This is a genomic window from Streptomyces iranensis, from assembly GCF_017874715.1.
GTDB lineage: Bacteria > Actinomycetota > Actinomycetes > Streptomycetales > Streptomycetaceae > Streptomyces > Streptomyces iranensis.
In genome coordinates, this window is the sequence record NZ_JAGGLR010000004.1 from 475,382 (window position 1) to 495,150 (window position 19,769).

Sequence of the window (19,769 nt, forward strand, 5' to 3'; positions counted from 1 at the left end):
AGCGTTCCGGCGGGTGTCCGGTCAGTCGCCGTTGTTGCCCGGGGTGGGCGTGGTCTTGGCGATCTGCATCAGGAACTCGGCGTTCGACTTCGTCTGCTTCATCTTGTCCAGCAGCAGCTCGATCGCCTGCTGCGAGTCGAGCGCGTGCAGCACCCGGCGCAGCTTCCAGACGATGTTCAGCTCCTCCGGCGCCAGCAGGATCTCCTCCTTGCGGGTGCTGGACGCGTCCACGTCCACCGCCGGGAAGATGCGCTTGTCCGAGAGCTTCCGGTCGAGCCGCAGCTCCATGTTGCCGGTGCCCTTGAACTCCTCGAAGATCACCTCGTCCATGCGCGAGCCGGTCTCGACCAGCGCGGTGGCCAGGATGGTCAGCGAGCCGCCGTCCTCGATGTTGCGCGCGGCGCCGAAGAACTTCTTCGGCGGGTAGAGCGCGGTCGAGTCGACACCACCGGACAGGATGCGGCCGGAGGCGGGCGCCGCCAGGTTGTACGCACGGCCCAGGCGGGTGATCGAGTCCAGCAGGACGACCACGTCATGACCCAGCTCGACCAGGCGCTTGGCCCGCTCGATCGCCAGCTCCGCGACGGTGGTGTGGTCCTCGGCCGGGCGGTCGAAGGTCGAGGAGATGACCTCGCCCTTGACCGACCGCTGCATGTCGGTGACCTCTTCCGGCCGCTCGTCGACGAGGACGACCATCAGATGGCACTCGGGGCTGTTGCGGGTGATCGCGTTGGCGATCGCCTGCATGATCATGGTCTTGCCGGTCTTCGGCGGGGCCACGATCAGACCGCGCTGGCCCTTGCCGATCGGCGCGACCAGGTCGATGATCCGGGTCGTCAGCCCGCCGGCCTCGGTCTCCAGACGCAGCCGGTCCTGCGGGTAAAGCGGCGTCAGCTTGCCGAAGTCCGGCCGCCCGCGCCCGGTTTCGGGCGCCATGCCGTTCACCGAGTCCAGCCGCACCAGCGCGTTGAACTTCTCGCGGCGCTCGCCCTCGCGCGGCTGCCGGACCGCGCCGGTGACGTGGTCGCCCTTGCGCAGACCGTTCTTGCGGACCTGGGCGAGCGAGACGTACACGTCGTTCGGGCCCGGGAGGTAGCCGGAGGTCCGGATGAACGCGTAGTTGTCGAGGATGTCGAGGATGCCCGCGACGGGGATCAGCACATCGTCGTCGGACACCTGCGGCTCATTGCCGAAGTCGTCACGGCCACGGCGGCCACGGCGGTCGCGGTAGCGGCCGCGGCGCCCGCGGCGCCCGCCGTCGAAGTCGTCGTCGCCCTCGTCGGGGCGCTGCTGGCTCTGGCCGCGCCCGTCGCGCTGCTGACGGCCGCCGCCGCCCTGCTGGCCGTCCTCGCCCTTGCCGCGGCGGTCGCCGCGGTCGCCGCGGTCGCGCTGCCGGTCCCGGCGGTCGCCCTTCTGACCGCGCTCCTGGCGGTCACCGCCCCTGGCGCCCTTGCCCTCGGCGGTGTCGGCGGCGGCCTCGGCCTTCCCGTCGCCCTTGGGCTCGGTCCTGGTCTCGGTCTTCGCGGAGACGTCGCTGCGCGCCTCCGTCTTGGTCTCGACAGCGGTGGCCGTGCCCCCGGCGTCGGGGGTGGTGGCGGGCGCGGTGGCCCGGCGGCGGCGGCGCTCACCGGCCGGCTGCTCATCGCCGGCGGGCTCACCGGGCTGGCCGGGGATCTCGATCTGCGCTTGCGCGGCGGCCTTCTCCTCGGCGTCGGCCTTGTCGGCCTTCTCCGCCTTCCCGGCGGACTTCGAGGACTTGGCGCCGGTCTTCTCCTCGGCGTCGTCGCCCGTACGGGCCCGGGAGGTGGTGCGGCGCTTCGGCTTGGTCACTCCCTCCGCGTCGGACGGAGTGCTCTCGGAGGCCTGGGCGGAGCCGGAGCCCGCGGCCTGCTTCTCCTTGATGACCTCGATCAGCTGGCCTTTGCGCATCCGCGCGGTGCCCTTGATGCCAAGGCTCGAGGCGAGCTGCTGAAGCTCGGCCAGGACCATGGCGTCGAGGCCGGTGCCCGAGCGGCGTCGCCGCGGGGCAGCGCCAGTGGCAGCACCGTTGGCGGGCGCGGAAGCGTCCGTGGCGGGCGCGTTGTTGCCGACACCGCTGTCGGAGGTGCCGGAGGCGTTCACGCCCATCAGATCGGTGGTGTCGCTCACGAAGGGTCCTTCCCTGGAGCGGGCGTCGGCCTGTCTGGCTCGGCGACCGGTTGTGCTGTCCGGCTGTGGTCCTTCCGTTACGGACCGGGCCGGGGCGGTGGTCCGCCGGGTACGGCGGAGAGATCAGTTCATGGTTCCGACGCGGCGGAGGATTCACGAGAATCCGCCACGCCGATTCCGGAGCGTGCTCGATACTGCTCAGGCAGGCTGCTCAGGCAGTGTGGGAGGCTCCCGGAAGAAGGGTGGTCCCTGATGGGGACACTGAGCACCTCGCCTCCGAGTACATCCAAGAGGCTTCGAGTGCAGACTTGAGGTTAACACTACCGGATCCAACAAACATTCCCCCTCTCCAAGACCGGCTATCGAGTTTTCCCGGCTCCGGGGCACCCCGGAGCGCGGTGTCAGGTGAGCGGCAGGACGCTCGCCCCCCCGGCGTCGAGAGCCAGCCGGTTGGCCGCCCACCCCTCGCCCGCCAGTCGTGCGACCTTGTCGGCCGCACCGTCCTCGACCAGCGCGAGCACCGTGGGGCCCGCGCCGGAGATGACCGCGGGGACGCCGTCCGCCCGCAGTCGGTTCACCAGGCTCACGCTCTCGGGCATCGCCGGAGCACGGTATTCCTGGTGCAGTCGGTCCTCCGTCGCGGCCAGCAGCAGCTCGGGACGCCTGGTCAGGGCCTCGACGAGCAGTGCGGCCCGGCCCGCGTTGACCGCGGCGTCCACATGCGGGACGGTGCGCGGAAGCAGGCCGCGGGCGGTCTCGGTGAGCACCGCCCGGTCAGGGACGAAGACCACCGGAACGATGGAATCCGCAGGGTCCATCCTGATCGCCCGTGCGGACCCCGCGTCCGTCCAGGCCAGGGTGAAGCCGCCGAGCAGACAGGCGGCGACATTGTCGGGGTGGCCCTCGATCTCGGTGGCCAGCTCCAGCATCGCCGCGTCGTCGAGCCGCTCGGCGCCGCCTATGGTCACCGCGCGCGCGGCGACGATCCCGGCGCAGATGGCGGCGGAGGAGGAACCCAGGCCCCGGCCGTGCGGAATGCGGTTGGCGCAGACCAGCTCGAGGCCGCGGGGCTGTCCGCCCAGCAGGTCGAAGGCGGTGCGCAAGGAGCGTACGAGCAGATGTTTCTCGTCACGCGGGAGCGACTCCGCGCCTTCACCGGCGATGTCGACGTGGAGACCGGAGTCGGCCACCCGGACCACCACGTCGTCGTAGAGGCCCAGGGCCAGGCCGAGGGCGTCGAAGCCAGGACCGAGATTGGCGCTCGAGGCGGGGACGCGCACTCGGACGGCGGCGGCGCGGAACGCTGGACCGGCCATCGCTCGATGACTCTCCTTGTGGTTACGTGCGATTGCTCGAAGAGGTACGGAACACCGCGAGGGCCGTGACAAGTACGGCGACGCCGCGCAGAGGCGAGCGCTCTGCGTCGGGGCGGATTCAGTACAGCCTATCGAAGGAAGGTTCTGTGGCGACATAGGGCGCACGGGAGGCGCACGATGCGTGTCGCGCTCCCTGCCATCGCCCGCGACCACTCTACTGGAGCCCTCCGCGCGCCCTCGCGCCGCTCTGCCACCACTTGAGTGGACCTTTAGAAAGGCCGCGGAGGGGAGGACAGGGGTGTGCGCGGAGGGGACGACAGGGGTGCGTGCGGAGGCCCGGCGGGCCGCGCCGGACAGCTCGCCGAAACCCCCGTCACACCAGGTTCGTATCAGGTTCGCACCAGGCTCCGTCCCTGGTCAGAGCTGGGCCGTGCCGTATCGGAGCGGCCCAGCCCGACCCGGTCCGACCCAGCCCCGGCCCCGGCCCCGGCCCCGGCCCGAGGAGCATCGCGCCTTACCGGACCGGCCCGCTCCGGGTCGCGTCGCGCGGTGTCAGGCCGGCCCGAGCCGTACGGCCGCGGTGTCAGGCCAGCCCGAGCCGTACGGCCGCGGCGTCCGCGTCCACCGGGACCACGACCGGCTGCGGCGCACCCGCCACCGCCCAGTCCGGGTCCTTGAGCCCGTTCCCGGTCACCGTGCAGACGATGCGCTGGCCCGGGTCGACCAGCCCCTGTTCGGCCGCCTTCAGCAGACCCGCCACGCTCGCCGCGGAGGCGGGCTCGACGAAAACGCCCTCCTGGGCGGCGAGCAGCCGGTAGGCGGCGAGGATCTGACGGTCGGTCACCTCGTCGATGAGGCCGCCGGACTCGTCGCGCGCCTGCTCCGCGAAGGCCCACGAGGCGGGGTTGCCGATGCGGATGGCGGTGGCGATGGTGCTCGGCTCCTTGACCGGCTCACCACGCACGATCGGCGCCGCGCCGGACGCCTGGAAGCCCCACATCCGGGGCGTACGGGAGGCGCGCGGCTCGCTGTCGGCGAACGGCGCCGCGTACTCCGTGTAGCCCTTCCAGTAGGCCGTGATGTTGCCCGCGTTGCCGACCGGCAGCACATGGATGTCGGGCGCGTCCCCGAGCATGTCCACGATCTCGAAGGCGGCGGTCTTCTGGCCCTCGATCCGGGCCGGGTTGACCGAATTGACCAGCGCCACCGGGTACTTCTCCGACAGCCCGCGCGCCAGCGTCAGACAGTCGTCGAAGTTGCCGTCGACCTGGAGGATCTTCGCGCCGTGGACGAGGGCCTGGCCCATCTTGCCCAGCGCGATCTTCCCCTGCGGGACCAGCACCGCGCAGACCATTCCGGCCCGTACGGCGTACGCCGCCGCCGAGGCCGAGGTGTTGCCGGTGGAGGCGCAGATGACGGCCTTGGCACCGGCCTCCTTGGCCACGCTGATGGCCATCGTCATCCCGCGGTCCTTGAACGACCCGGTGGGGTTGGCGCCCTCGACCTTGAGATGAACCTCACAGCCGGTGCGCTCGGAGAGCACCTGCGCGGGAACCAGCGGCGTACCGCCCTCGCGCAGAGTGACGACGGGGGTGGTCCCGCTGACCGGGAGGCGGTCGCGGTACTCCTCGATGATGCCCCGCCAGCCGTGCCACTGGCGGGTGCCGGACATTCGAGGCCCGGCGTCGGCGATTGCGTTCATGATTTCCCTTACTCTCCGCTCACCCTCTGTTCGGCCTCAGCGCGGCCGCTACCCGGCCTCTGCTCGCCCGCCGCTCGATCACGACTCGTCCTCCACTCGCCGTCGACTACTCGCCGTCGACTACTCGCCGTCGACTACTCGCCCTCGACTACTCGCCCTCGACCCGCATGATGCTCGCGACACCGCGGACGGTGTCGAGCCGGCGGAGCGCCTCCACGGTCGACGACAGCGCGGCGTCGCTCGCGCGGTGGGTCACGACGACGAGGGACGCCTCGCCGTCCTTCCCCTGCTGGCGGACGGTATCGATGGATACGCCGTGTTCGGCGAAGACTGTGGCGACCTGCGCCAGAACTCCCGGTTTGTCGGCGACGTCCAGGCTGATGTGGTAGCGAGTGATCACATCGCCCATCGGGCTCACCGGGAGCCGGCTGTAGGCGGACTCCCCGGGTCCGGTGGCGCCCGCCAGCTTGTTGCGGCAGGCGGCGACGAGGTCGCCGAGGACGGCCGAGGCGGTCGGCGAACCACCCGCCCCCGGGCCGTAGAACATCAGCTGCCCCGCGGCGTCGGCTTCCACGAAGACCGCGTTGTACGCCTCGCGGACGGAGGCGAGGGGGTGGCTCAGCGGAATCATCGCCGGGTGTACCCGCGCGGTGACCGACCGGCCGTCGGCGGCCCGCTCACAGATCGCGAGCAGCTTGACGGTGCAGCCCATGCGCTTGGCGGAGGCGATGTCGGCGGCGGTCACCTCGGTGAGGCCCTCGCGGTGCACATCGTCGAGGGTGACCCGGGTGTGGAAGGCGATCCCGGCGAGGATCGCGGCCTTCGCGGCGGCGTCGAACCCCTCGACATCGGCGGTCGGGTCGGCCTCGGCGTAGCCCAGGGCCGTGGCCTCGTCCAGCGCCTCGCTGTAACCGGCGCCGCTTCCGTCCATCCGGTCGAGGATGAAGTTGGTGGTGCCGTTGACGATGCCGAGGACGCGGTTGACCTTGTCGCCCGCGAGCGACTCGCGCAGCGGCCGCACCAGCGGGATCGCCCCCGCGACCGCGGCCTCGTAGTAGAGATCCGCCCCGCGCTGCTCGGCCGCGGCGTGCAGCGCCGCGCCGTCCTGGGCGACCAGCGCCTTGTTCGCGGACACCACGCTCGCGCCGTGGTCGAAGGCGGTGGTGATGAGGGTGCGGGCGGGCTCGATCCCGCCGATGACCTCGACCACCACATCGATGTCCCCGCGTTTGACCAGGGCCGTGGCGTCGGTGGTCACCAGCTCCGCCGGCACCCCTTCCCGGACCCGGCCGGGGCGGCGTACAGCGATCCCGGCCAGCTCGACCGGGGCCCCGATACGCGCCGCGAGGTCGTCCGCCTGCGTCGTCATGATGCGCGCCACCTCTGAGCCGACTACTCCACAGCCCAGCAGCGCCACTTTCAGCGGACGCGTACGCATCATCCGACCTCGTCTCTCATCCATCGCGTTAATGCATCAGCGCGTTAGTGCACCAGTCTCATGCACTGGACGGGATTTTCTGTCCCGGGTCCAGTATCCGAGATCCATTTCTCGCTAGCCGAATCCCACCGGCGGCAGCGGCCGGCGAGTAACGGGTTCTCGCCGGCTGACATCAGCCCATCAGCCGACATCGAGCCGCAGCAGATCCTCCTCCGTCTCCCGCCGGACGATCTCGCGCGCCTGCCCGTCCCGTACGGCCACGACGGGCGGCCGGAGCGCGTGGTTGTAGTTGCTCGCCATCGAGCGGCAGTAGGCGCCGGTGGCGGGGACGGCGATCAGATCGCCGGGCGCCAGATCGGCGGGCAGGAAGGCGTCCCGTACGACGATGTCGCCGGATTCACAGTGCTTGCCGACGACACGGGAGAGCATCGGCTCGGCGGTGGAGGCACGGGAGACCAGCGCCACCGAGTACTCGGCATCGTAGAGCGCGGTACGGATGTTGTCGGACATCCCGCCGTCGACGCTGACGTACGTCCGCAGCCCCGGCAGCTCCTTGACCGTGCCCACCTCATAGAGCGTGAACGCGGTCGGCCCGACGATCGCCCGCCCCGGCTCGACCGACAGCCGCGGCACCGCGAGCCCGGCCGTGTCGCACTCCCGGTGCACGATGTCGCGCAGCGCCTTGGCGATCTCCTGCGGCTCGCGCGGGTCGTCCTCCGAGGTGTACGCGATGCCGAGACCGCCACCCAGGTCGATCTCGGGCAGCTCGATACCGTGCTCGTCGCGGATCTCCTTCAGCAGCCCCACGACCCGGTGCGCCGCGACCTCGAACCCGGACGTGTCGAAGATCTGCGACCCGATGTGCGAGTGAATGCCGATGAGCTCGAGCCCGTCGAGCTTGAGCGCCCGCCGCACTGCCTCGGCGGCCTGCCCGCCCGCGAGCGGAATGCCGAACTTCTGGTCCTCGTGGGCGGTCGCGATGAACTCGTGGGTATGCGCCTCCACACCCACGGTGATCCGGATCTGCACCCGCTGCCGCCTGCCGAGCCGCTGGGCGATGTGCGCGACCCGCACGATCTCCTGGAACGAGTCGAGCACGATCCGCCCGACGCCCTCCTCGACCGCCCGCTCGATCTCGGCGGCGGACTTGTTGTTCCCGTGCAACGCGATCCGCTCGGCGGGCATCCCGGCGGCGAGCGCGGTGGCCAGCTCCCCGGCGGAGCACACATCGAGGTTGAGCCCCTCCTCGTTCAGCCAGCGCACGACGGCGCGGGAGAGGAACGCCTTCCCGGCGTAGAACACGTCCGCGTCCTCCCCTTGCTCCTGGAACGCCTCGTGCCAGGCCCGGCAGCGGGCCCGGAAGTCGGCCTCGTCGAGGAAGTACGCGGGCGTCCCGAACTCCTCCGCGAGCGTCTTGACGTCGACCCCGCCGACGGTCACGACGCCATCGGCGTTCCGGCTGACCGTACGGGACCACACGCGCGGATCGAGCTGATTGAGATCGGCGGGCGGCGCGGCGTAGTGCCCCTCGGAGAGGACATCGGCGTGGCGGGGCCCGGCGGGATGGGCGGAACGACTCATGCTGTCTCTGCTGTCTCTCTCAAGGTCTTACACGAGGTCTTACAGATGTTCGGGTGCGCTGATGCCGAGCAGATGCAGGCCGCCGGCGAGCACCGCCCCGGTGGCGTCGGCAAGGGCCAGCCGGGAACGGTGGACGGCCGAGGGTTTGTGCTGGTGGGAGGGCAGGACCGGACAGCCGTCATGAAACCGGAAGAAGGCATCGGCGACGGCGACGAGGTGCCGCGCAAGCTGGTCGGGCGCACGATGCCGGGCGGCGGCCTCGATGGTGCGGGGGTGATCGGCGAGGAGGGCGAGAAGGCCGATCTCGGCGGGGTGGTCGTACGCCCCGGACTCGGGCTGGGGCGTAATGCGGAGCTGAGTGGCGTTCCCCACCAGGGCGCGGGTGCGGGCGTGGGCGTACTGGACCCGGAAGAGAGGGTTGTCCTCGCGCTGGGAAAGCAGACGGGCAGGGTCGAGCTCGGGCAGATCATGCCCGGCGGGCCGGAGCAACGCCCAGCGGGCGGCGTCGGCCCCGAGGGAGCGGAGCAGATCAGCCCCGGAGACCGGAACGGGCCGAACGACGGGCCCGCGACCTGCGACAACAGCTCCCCCGGCGGCGTGGACGAGCCCCCGCACCACATGAGCGACGAGGGCAGCCCGCACCTCGTTGGCGGGCCCCAGCGGAACCGAAACCCCGGCAAGCGCCTCCCCGTGCCCGTAGCGAGGTCCCGCGGAGCGCACGGTCTGCACGAGCTGGGCATGCGAATGGGCATCAAGCGTGATGTTGAGAAACCCAGGAGCGGCAACATCAACGCGGGCGATCCCGGGCGTACGGAGCAACCGCCGCCGCAAAACCTCGGCGATAACGAGCGCATCCCCCTCCCCCCTGGCCAGCAGCAGGGCGACATTGGTGGCGTAATCCCCACACCCAGACCGAGGAGGCGTCCGCACCTTCACCCGCTCCGGCACGCCAACGCACAGCTCGTCGTCCTCAACGGCACGACGCACGGTGTGCAGCACAGTGCGGGAGAGCTGGGCGGGAGTCACGGGACAAGCGTATGGGAGGAGGGGGGTACGAAAGCGAACCGGTTTCGCCCTTCGGACGAGCACACGACTGGGTTCGTCCGGGCCCCGGACCCAAAGAGACCGGGGCCCAACGAACCCACAAAAGAGACCGGGGCCCCAACGAACCCACAAAGAAGCCCGAGCCCCGGACCGAACCGAAGCCCAAGCCCCCTCCCCCGGGCCGAACCGGAGGAAAGAGGCCCGGGTCTGGGGCCCACCACTACCCGGTGGGCCCCACAACCGGCTCGGCATCACCGGGCGCGGCCGCACCGGCCGCCCCCTGCCGCATCAGCCGCCGCACGAGCTCGACAAGATCAACGGGCTCGAACGGTTTCGCGAGGAAGGCATCGACGCCCAGCGCCTTCCCGCTGTCCATCTCGTACTGCGTACACGCACTGATGATCGCGACGGGCACATGACACGTTCGAGCATCAGCACGCAGCCTCGATGCCGTATGCAGCCCATCGAGTCTGGGCATCACGACATCGAGAGTGATCACATCGGGCCGCACCTGGTGAACGATCTCCAGGCACTCGGCACCATCGGCCGCGGTCACGACCTCGAAGCCCTCCAGCTCGAGGTTGACCCTGATCAGCTGCCGGATGACCTTGTTGTCGTCGACGACAAGGACCCGGCCGGACAAGCCAGGCACATCCTGAAGAGTAGGCGCGCAGCCGCGGCTGCGTCCGGGTTTTCCCCACTTCCGCCCCGTGCGAGGGACCTTTCCCCAAGACCCCTGCGCCCCACCCTCCACATGCGGTATACGCCCCTCCGCTCCCACTTCCACTCCCCGCCCGCCGCCCCCCGATAAGCGTTCATGACCACCCTGATCGAGCTGATAGTGTTCTACCTGTCGCCGCGAGACAGCAGCGACAAGCACAAGCCCCCGTAGCTCAGGGGATAGAGCAACGGCCTCCGGAGCCGTGTGCGCAGGTTCGAATCCTGCCGGGGGCACTCGCCAGTCAGCCAGCAAGAATCAAGCTCTGACCAGCGCGAATGCCGACATGAAAGAGCGGGAGTCAGTCTCACTGACTCCCGCTCTTTCTCACTCTCTCTCAGTGTTCACGCACCATCTGCGATACACGTATCAGGCTGTGTCGCCGTCCTCCTCCAGTGCCTTAGTGATCTTCGCGTTCGCGGCCTCCTCGTGACCGTCGATGCACCCGTGATAGCGCCGGTGGATCACCTCGGGTGAGTTCCCGACCCGCCGAGCAACCTCAGCGATCGGCACCCCCGCGTTCAGCCACCGCGTGATGCACGCGTGCCGCAGGTCGTACGGACGCCCGGCCAACGGCGAGGCGACGCGCTCTGGCGGCAGCGCGTACTCCCGCGCCTCCTCCCACACCCGCCAGTAGGTAGACGAGCCGACCACTCCCCCGCGCTCGTTGCCGAACACGCGCCCTTCCTTGGCCGTGCCGAACGTGTTCAGGTGCGCCCGCAGGATCGCCACCAGGACGGGCGGGATGGGCACCGGTCGGTCGCTCTTGGCCTCCCGCGCCTTCAGCCCCCGGCGGTCGTGACGCTCGCCGGAATCGGTCCACTGCTTCCCTGAGACGGGGCGCGTCTCCCGGAGCGTCAGCGTGCCCCATCCCGCGTCCGGGAGGTCGCAGTCAGACCGCCTCAGCCCGACCGCCTCAGCCGGACGCAACCCCGCGTAGTACAGGACCGCATAGAAGGCCGTCAGGCGCCTCCCACGGCACCGGTCCCACGACCCGACGTAGGAAACTCCCGCGAGCAACTGACGGGCCTGTAGGGCATTCACGAGGACGCGCCGGTCCACCACGTCGTTGGAACCGACGTGCTTCCGGCGGGCCCGCTGAAGCGGGTTCTCCGGGAGCTCCCCCGCGACCACCGCATGTTCGAGGGCAGTGTTCAGGGCCCGGCGGCGACGCCTGTACGTGTCGCCCGCGGCTGGGGTGCCATCCAGCTTGTACCCGATGCGGTACAGCACGTCTTCGAACACTTCGGCGCCGGTCACATCGACGACCGGACGGTCCGCCGTCGTGAGCCAATCGTACGCGGCCTTGAGTTCGGCCGGCGGATCCTCCCCCGCGTTCGCGGGCACGATCCCCCACCGGAACGCCAGCCGCAGTTGCTCATCCGGGGGAACACCGTCCCCGCGCTTGACCATGGCAAGACTCACGGCCGCTAGACCGTCCGCCATGCTTTCACGGGTCTTGGCCGCGCTCGTACGCCACCGCCCGGCTACGTACTTCCGGCAGAACTCGAACCACCTCACCGGGTCCTCAGCCGCCGCCGCTTCCGCCGCCGCGCGCACCTCGGACTCAGGCTGTCCGCTTTCGATCTCGAACGCCTCGCCTCGGCGCATGGCCTGCCACAACTCCAAGCGACGGTTGTCGGCAAGTGTCGACGTGGCGAACGTCGCGCTGCTCACCTTCCCGCCTACAACCCATCGGAGTTGATACGGCCGCGCCTTACGGTTGACCTTCGTGACCTTCCACAGTCGGATGTCGAGGGAGTACCCCGGCCTCGCCTCCCCGTGCGGGCGGCGGACCGGAGTGTCGTCAGTCGTGCTCACGCAGCGTCCTCCCGCTCCGAGAGCCACCGCTCGTACTCCGACCGACGAATACGCACGTCGCCATTCGGGAGTTTGATCGAACGGGGCCCCCTCCCGAGTTGGCGCCACCGATAGAAGGTCGACGGAGCAACCTTCAGGTCTGCGATGACTTCCTTGACGGTCATCTTCTCGTCCGCCACGCGGGCACTCATGCCGCCGTCCTCTCAAGCTCACTCACAGTCGATTCGGGCAGGTGACAGGTGGACCGTCGTCCGTCGTGGTCGGCCGATCCGAGGGCCGGTTGGATCGCCTGGTTGGCGTGCGCGAGTCGGGCGAGCAACGGCAGATCGATCGGGCGGACGACAGGGCGGGTCGGGTCGATCGACCGCAGCAACAGCAGCGCGATCGAGAGGGGGAATCGGTCGCCCTTGCGGTTGTTGCAGTCGAAGCAGGCGAGTACGAGCGCGCCGACAGACCAGGTCCGCAGCAGGCTGTACGGCGCCACGTGGTCCGTGGTCGCTCCCGCCGGGCTGTGGAACGGGTGGCGGCAGTAGGCGCAGCGCCAGCCGTCGCGGTCGGCGAGTTGGAGCCTGCGCAGGTGCCGCACGGCGGTCTTGGGACGGCTGCGGGCCACGGCTACCACTCCGCCCGCACCGGCCGCAGCCACGTACCGCCCGGCCCGGCGGGCGGGGTCGCCCCGACCGCGTAGCCACCGCCGTCCAACCGCACGATCAACGGCGAGGGCTGGCAGGTGTCGGCGCGCAGCAGACGGAAGCAGAACCGGCGGCGGTGGTAGTCCGGCAGGGCCTGCCGGTACAGCCAGTCCCGGCCGGTCCCGGCCGCGCGTGACGGGCCCGTGACGCAGGTCGGCGCCGGTGACGCGAATTCCCGACCCATGGCCTCACCCAGCCGCATCAGCGTCTCTGCGGGAACCAGAGCGGCACCCTGCCGGATCGCGCGGGAGACCAGCAACGGGGCCCGCCGGATGATGACCGCGTCGACCTGGTGATGCCGGTAGGCATCCGACAGGTACAGCGCCACGGCCGCCTCACCGGCCGTCATCGGACGGGACCGGGCCCCCTCGTACCAGAGGGACAAGGCAAGCCGGTAGGCGAACGTCCAGCAGGCGTCCGCTTCGGGGAACTCCCCCGGCCCGAAGTCGGCGAAGGTGGCGACGACTTCGGCAAGCCCGGCCGGTCCCAGCGCGGCCACGGACTCGCACAGGACGGCGTACAGGGTGTCTGTACTCGGCACCCGCCCCGCAAGTTCGTCGTCCGCGGCCACCTCGAACAGAGCGGCGGCCACCTCCATGGGAGACCACTGAAGACCCCCGGCGGGGACCGTGGGTACGCCCTCACCGGCCCGGCGGCGCTCCCGCCGCGCCAGAGGCACGGCGGGAATGGCCGGGGTCGACACGCGGGCGTACAGGGCGTCCAGCGGACTCGTGACAGGCTTCACGCCGCACCGTCCGTCTTGGGCTCGTGCAGCTCGGTCAAACCCCGCAGGCACGCGGTGAGTTCGCCGATCATCAGGGCGAGTTCGGTGGGCTGAGCGGCGGCGAGGTTCAGGCTCTCGGCACGCCCAAGGGCACGGTGGGCGAGTTGGAGCAAGGGGCCCGCGCTCTCGGCCGGGTCGGGCGCGGAATCCGGTCGCTGAGCGGGCCACAGGTCCCACACGTCACAGCCCAGGATCTGAGCTACGGCGTGTGCGTGTCGGGCGTAGGGGCGGCGGCCAGGCTCGTTGACCCATCGTTCGACGGTCTTGGGTGCCATGCACAGCCGCGCCGCCAGTTCCTCGTAGGAGAACCCGGCCTCAAGGAGCGCGGCGCGGAGGTAGGGGTTACCGACGCGGGGCGGGTTCGAGCGTGCGGGCGGCAGACTGACGGTCTGCTCGGGACCATCGGCCCCCAGGGTGGACCGTTCGGCGGACCGCTCTGCAAGAGTTCCAGGCATCATGGAAGTGCCCCTTCGAGGGTCAGGGAGCGGCTGTCTGCTTGGCGGTAGGAAGCCGCTCCTTGCTTTTCCTGGTTTGACCAGGACTTTTCACAGGAATCGCGCCCCGATTGGGGCGCCCCGCTTGCTGACTAGCTTGCACTAGTCTGCTGTGGTGCACAACCCTCACGAAGTGGTGTGCACTAGTTCGCTGTGGTGGGTACGCTCAGGGCATGACTGTCACAGGAGGACCTAAGCCCAAAGCGGTGCAGGTCGCGGACGCACTCCGCGAGGACGTCAAGAGGATGAAGCCCGGCGACAAGCTCCCCTCACAGCGGGAGCTGATCGAGCGCTTCGGGTATGCGAGCCAGACCATCCAGAACGGATTGGCCATGCTCCGCTCCGAGGGGCTGGTTGTGTCGGCCGGGAACCTCGGTAACTTCGTCGGCGACGGAACCGTTCCGCAGAACGACGTGCGTGGCGAGATCAATGAAATCCGCTCCCTGATTCAGGCGCTGGCTGAACGGGTGGAAGCACTCGAAGAGCGCTCCACCGTGGGTGGTGCGTGATCTGCAACCAGCATGCGAGGAACGGAACGTGTGGCGTAAGTGACATCAAGGGGGCGAGCGTGTGAGCTGGGGACATGTCCGGTGTCACCTCGCTGTCCCCTTCCCTGTCCCCAGGGGGCAAGCGGGAGACTCAACGGGTAAGCACTCGGAGGAGGACGTATGAGCGACGACAGGCCCGCATGGGCGCGCCGTATCGCGGCCGAGCGGTCCGCGCGCGACTGGTCCCAGCGAGACGCGGTGAGGGCTCTACGAGCCCACTCCAAGGATGAGCTACCCGCAGACGACAGCCTGATCCGGCAGTGGAAGCGGTGGGAGACCGGACAGATCCCCAACGAGTTCTATCGGCCGCTCATCGCGGCGGTGTTTGGCACCGTGACACACGCGCTCTTCCCCGCGCCGGCGCGGCGGGACGGGGACAAGGAGATCCTGGCGGCGAGCGGCATGGAGACGCTGGAAATCGTGAGTCGCCTCAACCGGTCCGACGTGGACGCGGCGACGCTCGATGCCTTGCGGATCACCACGGATCGGCTCTGCTCGGAGTACCCGTTCATGCCGAGCGAGCAGCTCCTCATCGAGGGGCGCGCGTGGCTCCGCCGCGTTGTGGACCTCCACTCGAAGAGCCTCACCCTCTCGCAGCATCGCGAGGTACTGGCCATGTCTGGCTGGCTCGCTCTCCTCGTGGGATGCGTGGAGTACGACACCGGTGACCGGCATGCGGCCGAGTCGACGCGTCGGGCCGCCCTGTCGCTCGCGACCGAGGCAGATCACGCGGAAGTCGCCGGATGGGCTCACGAGATGCGAGCCTGGTTCGCGCTCACCACGGGGGACTATCGCGGGGTCATTGCGGCATCGCAGGCCGGAACCGAGGTGGCCACACACCAGGGCGTCGCCGTGCAACTTGCCGCGCAGGAGGCAAAGGCGTGGGCCCGGCTCGGGGACCGGCGGCGGGTTGAGGTGGCACTCGATCGGGGGCGCAACCTGCTCGAAGGGATGCCACACCCTGAGAACCTTGATAACCACTTCGTGGTAGACCCCGCGAAGTTCGACTTCTACGCGATGGACTGCTACCGCCTGGTGGGCGAGGACAAGCTAGCTGGAACGCTCGCTGAGGAAGTCCTCAGGGCAGGCACGGACTTCGACGGCACAGAGCGCTCTCCCATGCGCAACGCGGAAGCGCGCGTCACGCTCGGCGTGACGGCCGCACGGGACGGTGACCTCGAACGGGCCCTCATCATGGGGGAGCGCGCCCTCGAAGGTAACCGTCAGTCGGTCCCGTCGCTCATCATGACCAGCCGCGAACTGGCAGCGGAGGTGAGGCGCCGGTACGCGTCCGAGCCTGCCGCTCAGGACTACCTCACGCACCTGCGCGACCTTGGGCAGACAGCGCCCGGCTTCCTGCCGCAGTGACGGAGCGTGGCGGGGAGCCCTCTCCCGCGCTGGGACCCTGCCGCACAAACCGCAGAATACGCAGAAATACTCTGACCTGCGGAAACGCGCGGCGCGGGTCTCTTCGCATTAATCCCAGAAATTCCGCAAAAATAGCTGAGGGCCCTGATCGGCTGTCCGCGCCCGAAACGTGGTCGCCGTACGTGAGCACTGGGTCTCCCTCCTGCCACGAATCCCGGTAATGCTACGCTCTGTGATCGAGACATGGGGGACGCTAGCGGCACTCGGGGCGGTCGGAAACCCCGGTTTCAGCGCGAAACCGGGGTTTCCGCACGTCAGCCGCTAGTCGCTAGCGGCCTGATCACGGACTGTTTGGGTCGCTAGCAGGGTTGCTACCGCTAGCAACCCCCCTCGCTACCGCAAGCAACCTTTTCGGGCCCTGAAATCGTCACAGAGAGTGCTACACGGACCGCCCTCCGGGCGGACGTCTGTCGGCTCGCTGCGCTCGCGCGCCGTCGGCCAGACGGGGCCCAGCATCGTTGGCGTCCATCGCTCACGGTGACTGAACCTCGGGAGCGGGCGGCCGATCGGGGGCTCTCGGCTATTTTTGCGGAATTTCTGGGATTAACGCGGGGAGTCCCACGCGTCGCGTTTCCGCAGGTCAAAGTATTTCTGCGTATTCTGCGGTTTGTGCGGCGGGGTTCCAGGGCGGGAGAGGGTCCCCCGCCACGCACCGTCACTGCGGGTTGAGGGGAGGAAGAGACCACCCCCGCGCCGGGCTGGTCTCTTCCCTCTCCCCCGCCGCAGACGCCGTCCGCCCGGAGCTCCGGGCACTAAGACGCCCGAAGGTCGCCCTGCACAAGCAAGAAGAGCACCACCGGCGAGGCGTGCTCTTCTTGCTGTTCGCCGCCGCGCGGCGCCCGATGGTCGTGCCGCGAAGCGGCTCCTTCTTCACGCCCTGAGCCGCACAGCACCACAACAGACACCCCCCTCTTTTTCCTAAGTAGGAAATCCTGCGTCACCCGCGTCACCTGCGTCACAAAACGGCCCTTGACCTGCAAATACAGGGGTGACGCAGACGGCGGCCTCTGCGTCATCCTGCGTCATCTGCGTCACCGGTGACGGATGGCCTGCGTCACCGGTGACGCACCCCCAATGCTCTGCGTCACCCAAAACCCGCAGGTCAGGAGCCTAAATGACGCAGGTGACGCGGGTGACACAGAAATCCGCACCTCGGACAGACGCAGGACCCAGTGCGTCCGCCGCCAGCCGTCTCCCTCGCACTATCTGCGATACACAACGACACCAACCACGATGCGTGATCAAGGAACTCGCTGGTCAGGGCACATTCGCAAGCCGAACTCTGATTGTGCTCCGGAGCCGTGTGCGCAGGTTCGAATCCTGCCGGGGGCACTCAGGGGATGGGAATGAACGCGACGCTTATGCCGCGTTTGTCCACCCCGGGTGTCATGATCGGGTGCCAGTACTTCGGTGCAGGCGCCCGATTTTTTGTTCCACGGGTCCAGCTCACGGGTGACGGCCACGAGTCCGTGAAGCAGATGCCCCGGAACCGTCACCCGTAGGGTCACCTCTTCACGGGGCCGGCTGTAACGGACCTCCAGCCCGAAAGCGTCGTAGAGCCGCCGCTGGATCTCCTCCGGGACCAGGGCGAGGTCGATGTCGAGGCGCGGGAGCACGTCCAGCAGAGCCGCGCTGTCGACGGAACGCACCTCCGGCTTCGGGGTTTCCAGACGGGCCAGCTGCTCGGCGAGCGTCGTGCGCTGCTTGCCCAGGGCGGCGTGCTCCCGGCGGATCGCGTCGCGAAACTCCTTCTCCTGTTCAGGCTCGGACCCGCCATCGGCAAGGGTGCGGATGAGCCGGGCCTGACGCTCGCCGATGGCCTTGATGGCCTGCTCCAGCGCGGCGCGTTCCTTCGCCGTTCGGTCGCCGGGCCCGTCCGCGACACGAGCGGCTTCAAGTGCGGCCTTGAGGTGGGTGCGCCGGTCGGGGCCGAAGACGTGTGTGGCGAAGAAGCGGGAGACGGCTGTGATCAAGAACTCTTCCCGAACCCACAGGCTCTTGGGATGGTCACGGAACCAGGACCTGCCCCGATGCTCGTTCGGGTCGACCTGGCAGGCGTAGTACGAGATCCGGTGGCGGTTCTTGCCGAACATGCGGCGGTCGCAGATCTCACAGATGACGTACGACCGCAGGACATAGGAACGCCGGGTCGCCGGGTGGGAGTTGCGACCGGGCGTCGTCCGTGCCCCCCGGCGCTTCCGCGCCACAGTGGAAGCCACATCGAACAGCTCTTTGGAGACGAGAGGTTCGTGGGTGGCCTGCGGGGACCACACCCAGTCCTTGGGATCGTTGTAGCAGCCGCCCTTCGTCGTCGCGCGGCGGTTCCAGACCTGATAACCGGTGTACTTGGGGTTGCGCAGGATCTCTCGCACAGCCGACCCACTCCAGCGATGGAGGGCCATGTCGGGGCGGGTGGGCTCCGGGGGCGGGTACGCCACAGGATCCAGGTTCAGGCGGTCGGCGATGGCGTCGTATCCGAGCTTGTCCAGTCCGCGGAGCTGGAAGATGTAGGTGACGGCCGGGGCCCGGGACGCGTCCGGGACGAGCCGGTGCTTGGTGCGGCCCTCGGCCCGGCGGGCCGGGACGGGATGCGGGACCTTTTCCGCGCGATAGCCGTAGGGCGGCTTGCCCACATTCCAGCCCTGAGAGACATGCTCGATGAAGCCATCCCACGACAGCTCCAGCATCTGCAGCACGTACCACTCAGAGACCGCCTGCTTAACGCGCCGCGTGAGTGTGGGCGTGGCGCGCTTGGCTCGCGGACCGGTGACGATCGGCTCATCGGCGGCACACAGGGCGACGCCCGCCTGCTCCAGCTCGTACTCGATCTTCGTACCGAAATAGGTCCGGCGCGCGACGCGTTCAATGGACTCGCAGATAACTGCGGCGAAGCGGCGGTCAGGCCGCTGCGCCTCATCAAGCAGATCGGCCACACTGCCATCGCGGGGAATGGGAATCTGGAACTGCTGGTGCGCAAGGGAATTGCCCCGCTCGCGCAACTCCTTACGGCCGGATTCCACATCGTAGAAATGGGCGACAATCACCCAGCCGGGCGGGAGCGCGGCTCTCGCGTTACGCAACTGCCGGGGCAGCGACAGGGTGGGGTCCTGGGCGTCCTCCGTAGAAGTCCGGCCGAGCCAAGCCACCGGGACGGTCACCGGAAGCGCCGAGGCGTCCGGAATACCGGCCGTGGACCAGGGACGGCCGGATACGGGCTGCGCCCAAGGCCGAGCGCTAGGGGGATTGCCGTGCATACGCTGTCTCTCTCCCAGGGTTCGGGGCAGGAGGCTCAGACGTGGCCACTCTTCGGGGCACTGTGACCGGCGTACAGCCACTCCAGCACCTCACGAATCGCGGCCTCTTGGCGCTGGGCCAGCGCCTGAGCCTCGCCACCATCGACGACGACGTACTCCACGACCGTCCGCAACCCCTCTGAAGTGCGCGTTTCAGCGTTGCCGCGACCGGTCGTCGTCCATGGACGCTCCGACTCGGTGGTGTCGTCAAGGCCGTGATCTTGCGTGTCGGAAGATGGCTGTGAGGGCCGGTTCACGAGCGCTCTCCGTCACCCCGTCGCCGCACGTGAACGGCCCCCCGCACACTCAGAACCCCATCTCCGCCGAACCAGCCTGACCCGAGCCACTGCCGAGCCTGTACTCCCCAGCCCCCTCTGGCACAGGTGCGGCACCGGACTGTGGCGACGGTTGCCGACCCGGTGCCGGGCAGGGGATGCCTCGGCGGCGGGTATCGCGGACGTTCATCTGGAACCCCCAGGCGTGGTGCCGAGTTCGACGGTGGCGGCCAACTGGCGCTGACATGATCAATAGAGATTCCAGGAGTGGGTCTTTGCCACCGCCGGGGAACGGCCCGCTCCCCACTGCACCTCAGACACACGCACCTGGGCCCCGAACGCACCCCGCACCTGAGCCATCCCCGAGCCAGTACCGGTCCACCTCGGCGGCAGGTCACGTCCGCTGGAGTGGTGTATCGACGGCCACTCGGTGATCCGTTGTTGAGGCTATGCAGTGAGTTCGGTGGGCAGGTCGGGTTCGTCGGTT

At 69.2% G+C, this 19,769-nt stretch carries 15 protein-coding genes, 1 tRNA gene and 1 pseudogene; 3 read left to right on the forward strand and 14 right to left on the reverse strand.

What is annotated here, in order from left to right; all coding sequences use genetic code 11:
* Positions 1-21 precede the first annotated feature (21 nt).
* From rho to J2Z30_RS10130, 7 genes and pseudogenes are all read right to left on the reverse strand, one after another.
* On the reverse strand, positions 22-2,148 hold the full coding sequence (gene rho / locus J2Z30_RS10100; protein WP_044569954.1) for a transcription termination factor Rho: 2,127 nt from the start codon (positions 2,146-2,148) through the stop codon (positions 22-24).
* Positions 2,149-2,549: 401 nt separating this feature from the next.
* Positions 2,550-3,464 carry a homoserine kinase gene (thrB, locus tag J2Z30_RS10105; protein WP_044569956.1) on the reverse strand — a complete coding sequence of 305 codons (915 nt, stop codon included), beginning with the start codon at positions 3,462-3,464 and terminating at the stop codon, positions 2,550-2,552.
* 583 nt (positions 3,465-4,047) lie between these two features.
* Positions 4,048-5,166, reverse strand: a complete 1,119-nt coding sequence (gene thrC / locus J2Z30_RS10110) for a threonine synthase (RefSeq protein WP_245387781.1) — start codon at positions 5,164-5,166, stop codon at positions 4,048-4,050.
* A 148-nt stretch (positions 5,167-5,314) separates the two neighbouring features.
* On the reverse strand, positions 5,315-6,607 hold the full coding sequence (locus J2Z30_RS10115; protein ID WP_044569960.1) for a homoserine dehydrogenase: 1,293 nt from the start codon (positions 6,605-6,607) through the stop codon (positions 5,315-5,317).
* A 177-nt stretch (positions 6,608-6,784) separates the two neighbouring features.
* Positions 6,785-8,185 (reverse strand): diaminopimelate decarboxylase, encoded by a 1,401-nt coding sequence (lysA, locus tag J2Z30_RS10120; protein ID WP_044569961.1) that lies wholly within the window; start codon positions 8,183-8,185, stop codon positions 6,785-6,787.
* A 39-nt stretch (positions 8,186-8,224) separates the two neighbouring features.
* Positions 8,225-9,211 carry an ArgS-related anticodon-binding protein NrtL gene (nrtL, locus tag J2Z30_RS10125; protein WP_044569962.1) on the reverse strand — a complete coding sequence of 329 codons (987 nt, stop codon included), beginning with the start codon at positions 9,209-9,211 and terminating at the stop codon, positions 8,225-8,227.
* A gap of 238 nt (positions 9,212-9,449) precedes the next feature.
* A pseudogene (locus tag J2Z30_RS10130) lies at positions 9,450-9,930 on the reverse strand (response regulator).
* A 181-nt stretch (positions 9,931-10,111) separates the two neighbouring features.
* Here J2Z30_RS10130 and J2Z30_RS10135 point away from each other — a divergent pair.
* Positions 10,112-10,183, forward strand: a tRNA-Arg gene (locus tag J2Z30_RS10135).
* Between the two features lie 133 nt (positions 10,184-10,316).
* Here J2Z30_RS10135 and J2Z30_RS10140 read toward each other — a convergent pair.
* From J2Z30_RS10140 to J2Z30_RS10160, 5 genes are read right to left on the reverse strand one after another with little or no spacing between them, the layout of a single operon-like run.
* Positions 10,317-11,768, reverse strand: a complete 1,452-nt coding sequence (locus tag J2Z30_RS10140; protein ID WP_209468628.1) for a tyrosine-type recombinase/integrase — start codon at positions 11,766-11,768, stop codon at positions 10,317-10,319.
* Positions 11,765-11,959 (reverse strand): helix-turn-helix transcriptional regulator, encoded by a 195-nt coding sequence (locus J2Z30_RS10145; protein WP_044569964.1) that lies wholly within the window; start codon positions 11,957-11,959, stop codon positions 11,765-11,767. Before J2Z30_RS10145 ends, J2Z30_RS10140 begins: the two co-directional genes overlap by 4 nt.
* Positions 11,956-12,381, reverse strand: a complete 426-nt coding sequence (locus tag J2Z30_RS10150) for an HNH endonuclease (RefSeq protein ID WP_044569965.1) — start codon at positions 12,379-12,381, stop codon at positions 11,956-11,958. The genes J2Z30_RS10145 and J2Z30_RS10150 overlap by 4 nt, the downstream gene beginning before the upstream one ends.
* A gap of 2 nt (positions 12,382-12,383) precedes the next feature.
* Positions 12,384-13,205, reverse strand: a complete 822-nt coding sequence (locus J2Z30_RS10155) for a hypothetical protein (protein ID WP_308279893.1) — start codon at positions 13,203-13,205, stop codon at positions 12,384-12,386.
* Positions 13,202-13,702 (reverse strand): helix-turn-helix domain-containing protein, encoded by a 501-nt coding sequence (locus J2Z30_RS10160; RefSeq protein WP_044569968.1) that lies wholly within the window; start codon positions 13,700-13,702, stop codon positions 13,202-13,204. Before J2Z30_RS10160 ends, J2Z30_RS10155 begins: the two co-directional genes overlap by 4 nt.
* A 209-nt stretch (positions 13,703-13,911) precedes the next feature.
* Between J2Z30_RS10160 and J2Z30_RS10165 the strand changes: the two genes are divergently transcribed.
* Complete coding sequence (locus tag J2Z30_RS10165) at positions 13,912-14,247, forward strand: GntR family transcriptional regulator (protein WP_245387782.1); 336 nt, start codon at positions 13,912-13,914, stop codon at positions 14,245-14,247.
* Between the two features lie 159 nt (positions 14,248-14,406).
* Positions 14,407-15,654, forward strand: a complete 1,248-nt coding sequence (locus J2Z30_RS10170) for an NsdA family TPR-like regulatory protein (protein ID WP_209468629.1) — start codon at positions 14,407-14,409, stop codon at positions 15,652-15,654.
* 1,301 nt (positions 15,655-16,955) lie between these two features.
* Here the strand turns inward: J2Z30_RS10170 and J2Z30_RS10175 are convergent.
* Both J2Z30_RS10175 and J2Z30_RS10180 read right to left on the reverse strand, forming a co-directional pair.
* On the reverse strand, positions 16,956-18,872 hold the full coding sequence (locus J2Z30_RS10175) for a recombinase family protein (RefSeq protein WP_308279894.1): 1,917 nt from the start codon (positions 18,870-18,872) through the stop codon (positions 16,956-16,958).
* A 131-nt stretch (positions 18,873-19,003) separates the two neighbouring features.
* On the reverse strand, positions 19,004-19,264 hold the full coding sequence (locus J2Z30_RS10180; RefSeq protein WP_209468630.1) for a hypothetical protein: 261 nt from the start codon (positions 19,262-19,264) through the stop codon (positions 19,004-19,006).
* Positions 19,265-19,769 lie beyond the last annotated feature (505 nt).

What these genes read in the sequence shown, in the direction of transcription:
- thrB (WP_044569956.1), bottom strand. Translation starts at nt 3,464, where the DNA reads ATGGCCGGTCCAGCGTTCCGCGCCGCCGCCGTCCGAGTGCGCGTCCCC.
- lysA (WP_044569961.1), bottom strand. Translation starts at nt 8,185, where the DNA reads ATGAGTCGTTCCGCCCATCCCGCCGGGCCCCGCCACGCCGATGTCCTC.
- J2Z30_RS10170 (WP_209468629.1), top strand. Translation starts at nt 14,407, where the DNA reads ATGAGCGACGACAGGCCCGCATGGGCGCGCCGTATCGCGGCCGAGCGG.
- thrC (WP_245387781.1), bottom strand. Translation starts at nt 5,166, where the DNA reads ATGAACGCAATCGCCGACGCCGGGCCTCGAATGTCCGGCACCCGCCAG.
- J2Z30_RS10160 (WP_044569968.1), bottom strand. Translation starts at nt 13,702, where the DNA reads ATGATGCCTGGAACTCTTGCAGAGCGGTCCGCCGAACGGTCCACCCTG.
- J2Z30_RS10115 (WP_044569960.1), bottom strand. Translation starts at nt 6,607, where the DNA reads ATGATGCGTACGCGTCCGCTGAAAGTGGCGCTGCTGGGCTGTGGAGTA.
- J2Z30_RS10165 (WP_245387782.1), top strand. Translation starts at nt 13,912, where the DNA reads ATGACTGTCACAGGAGGACCTAAGCCCAAAGCGGTGCAGGTCGCGGAC.
- J2Z30_RS10145 (WP_044569964.1), bottom strand. Translation starts at nt 11,959, where the DNA reads ATGAGTGCCCGCGTGGCGGACGAGAAGATGACCGTCAAGGAAGTCATC.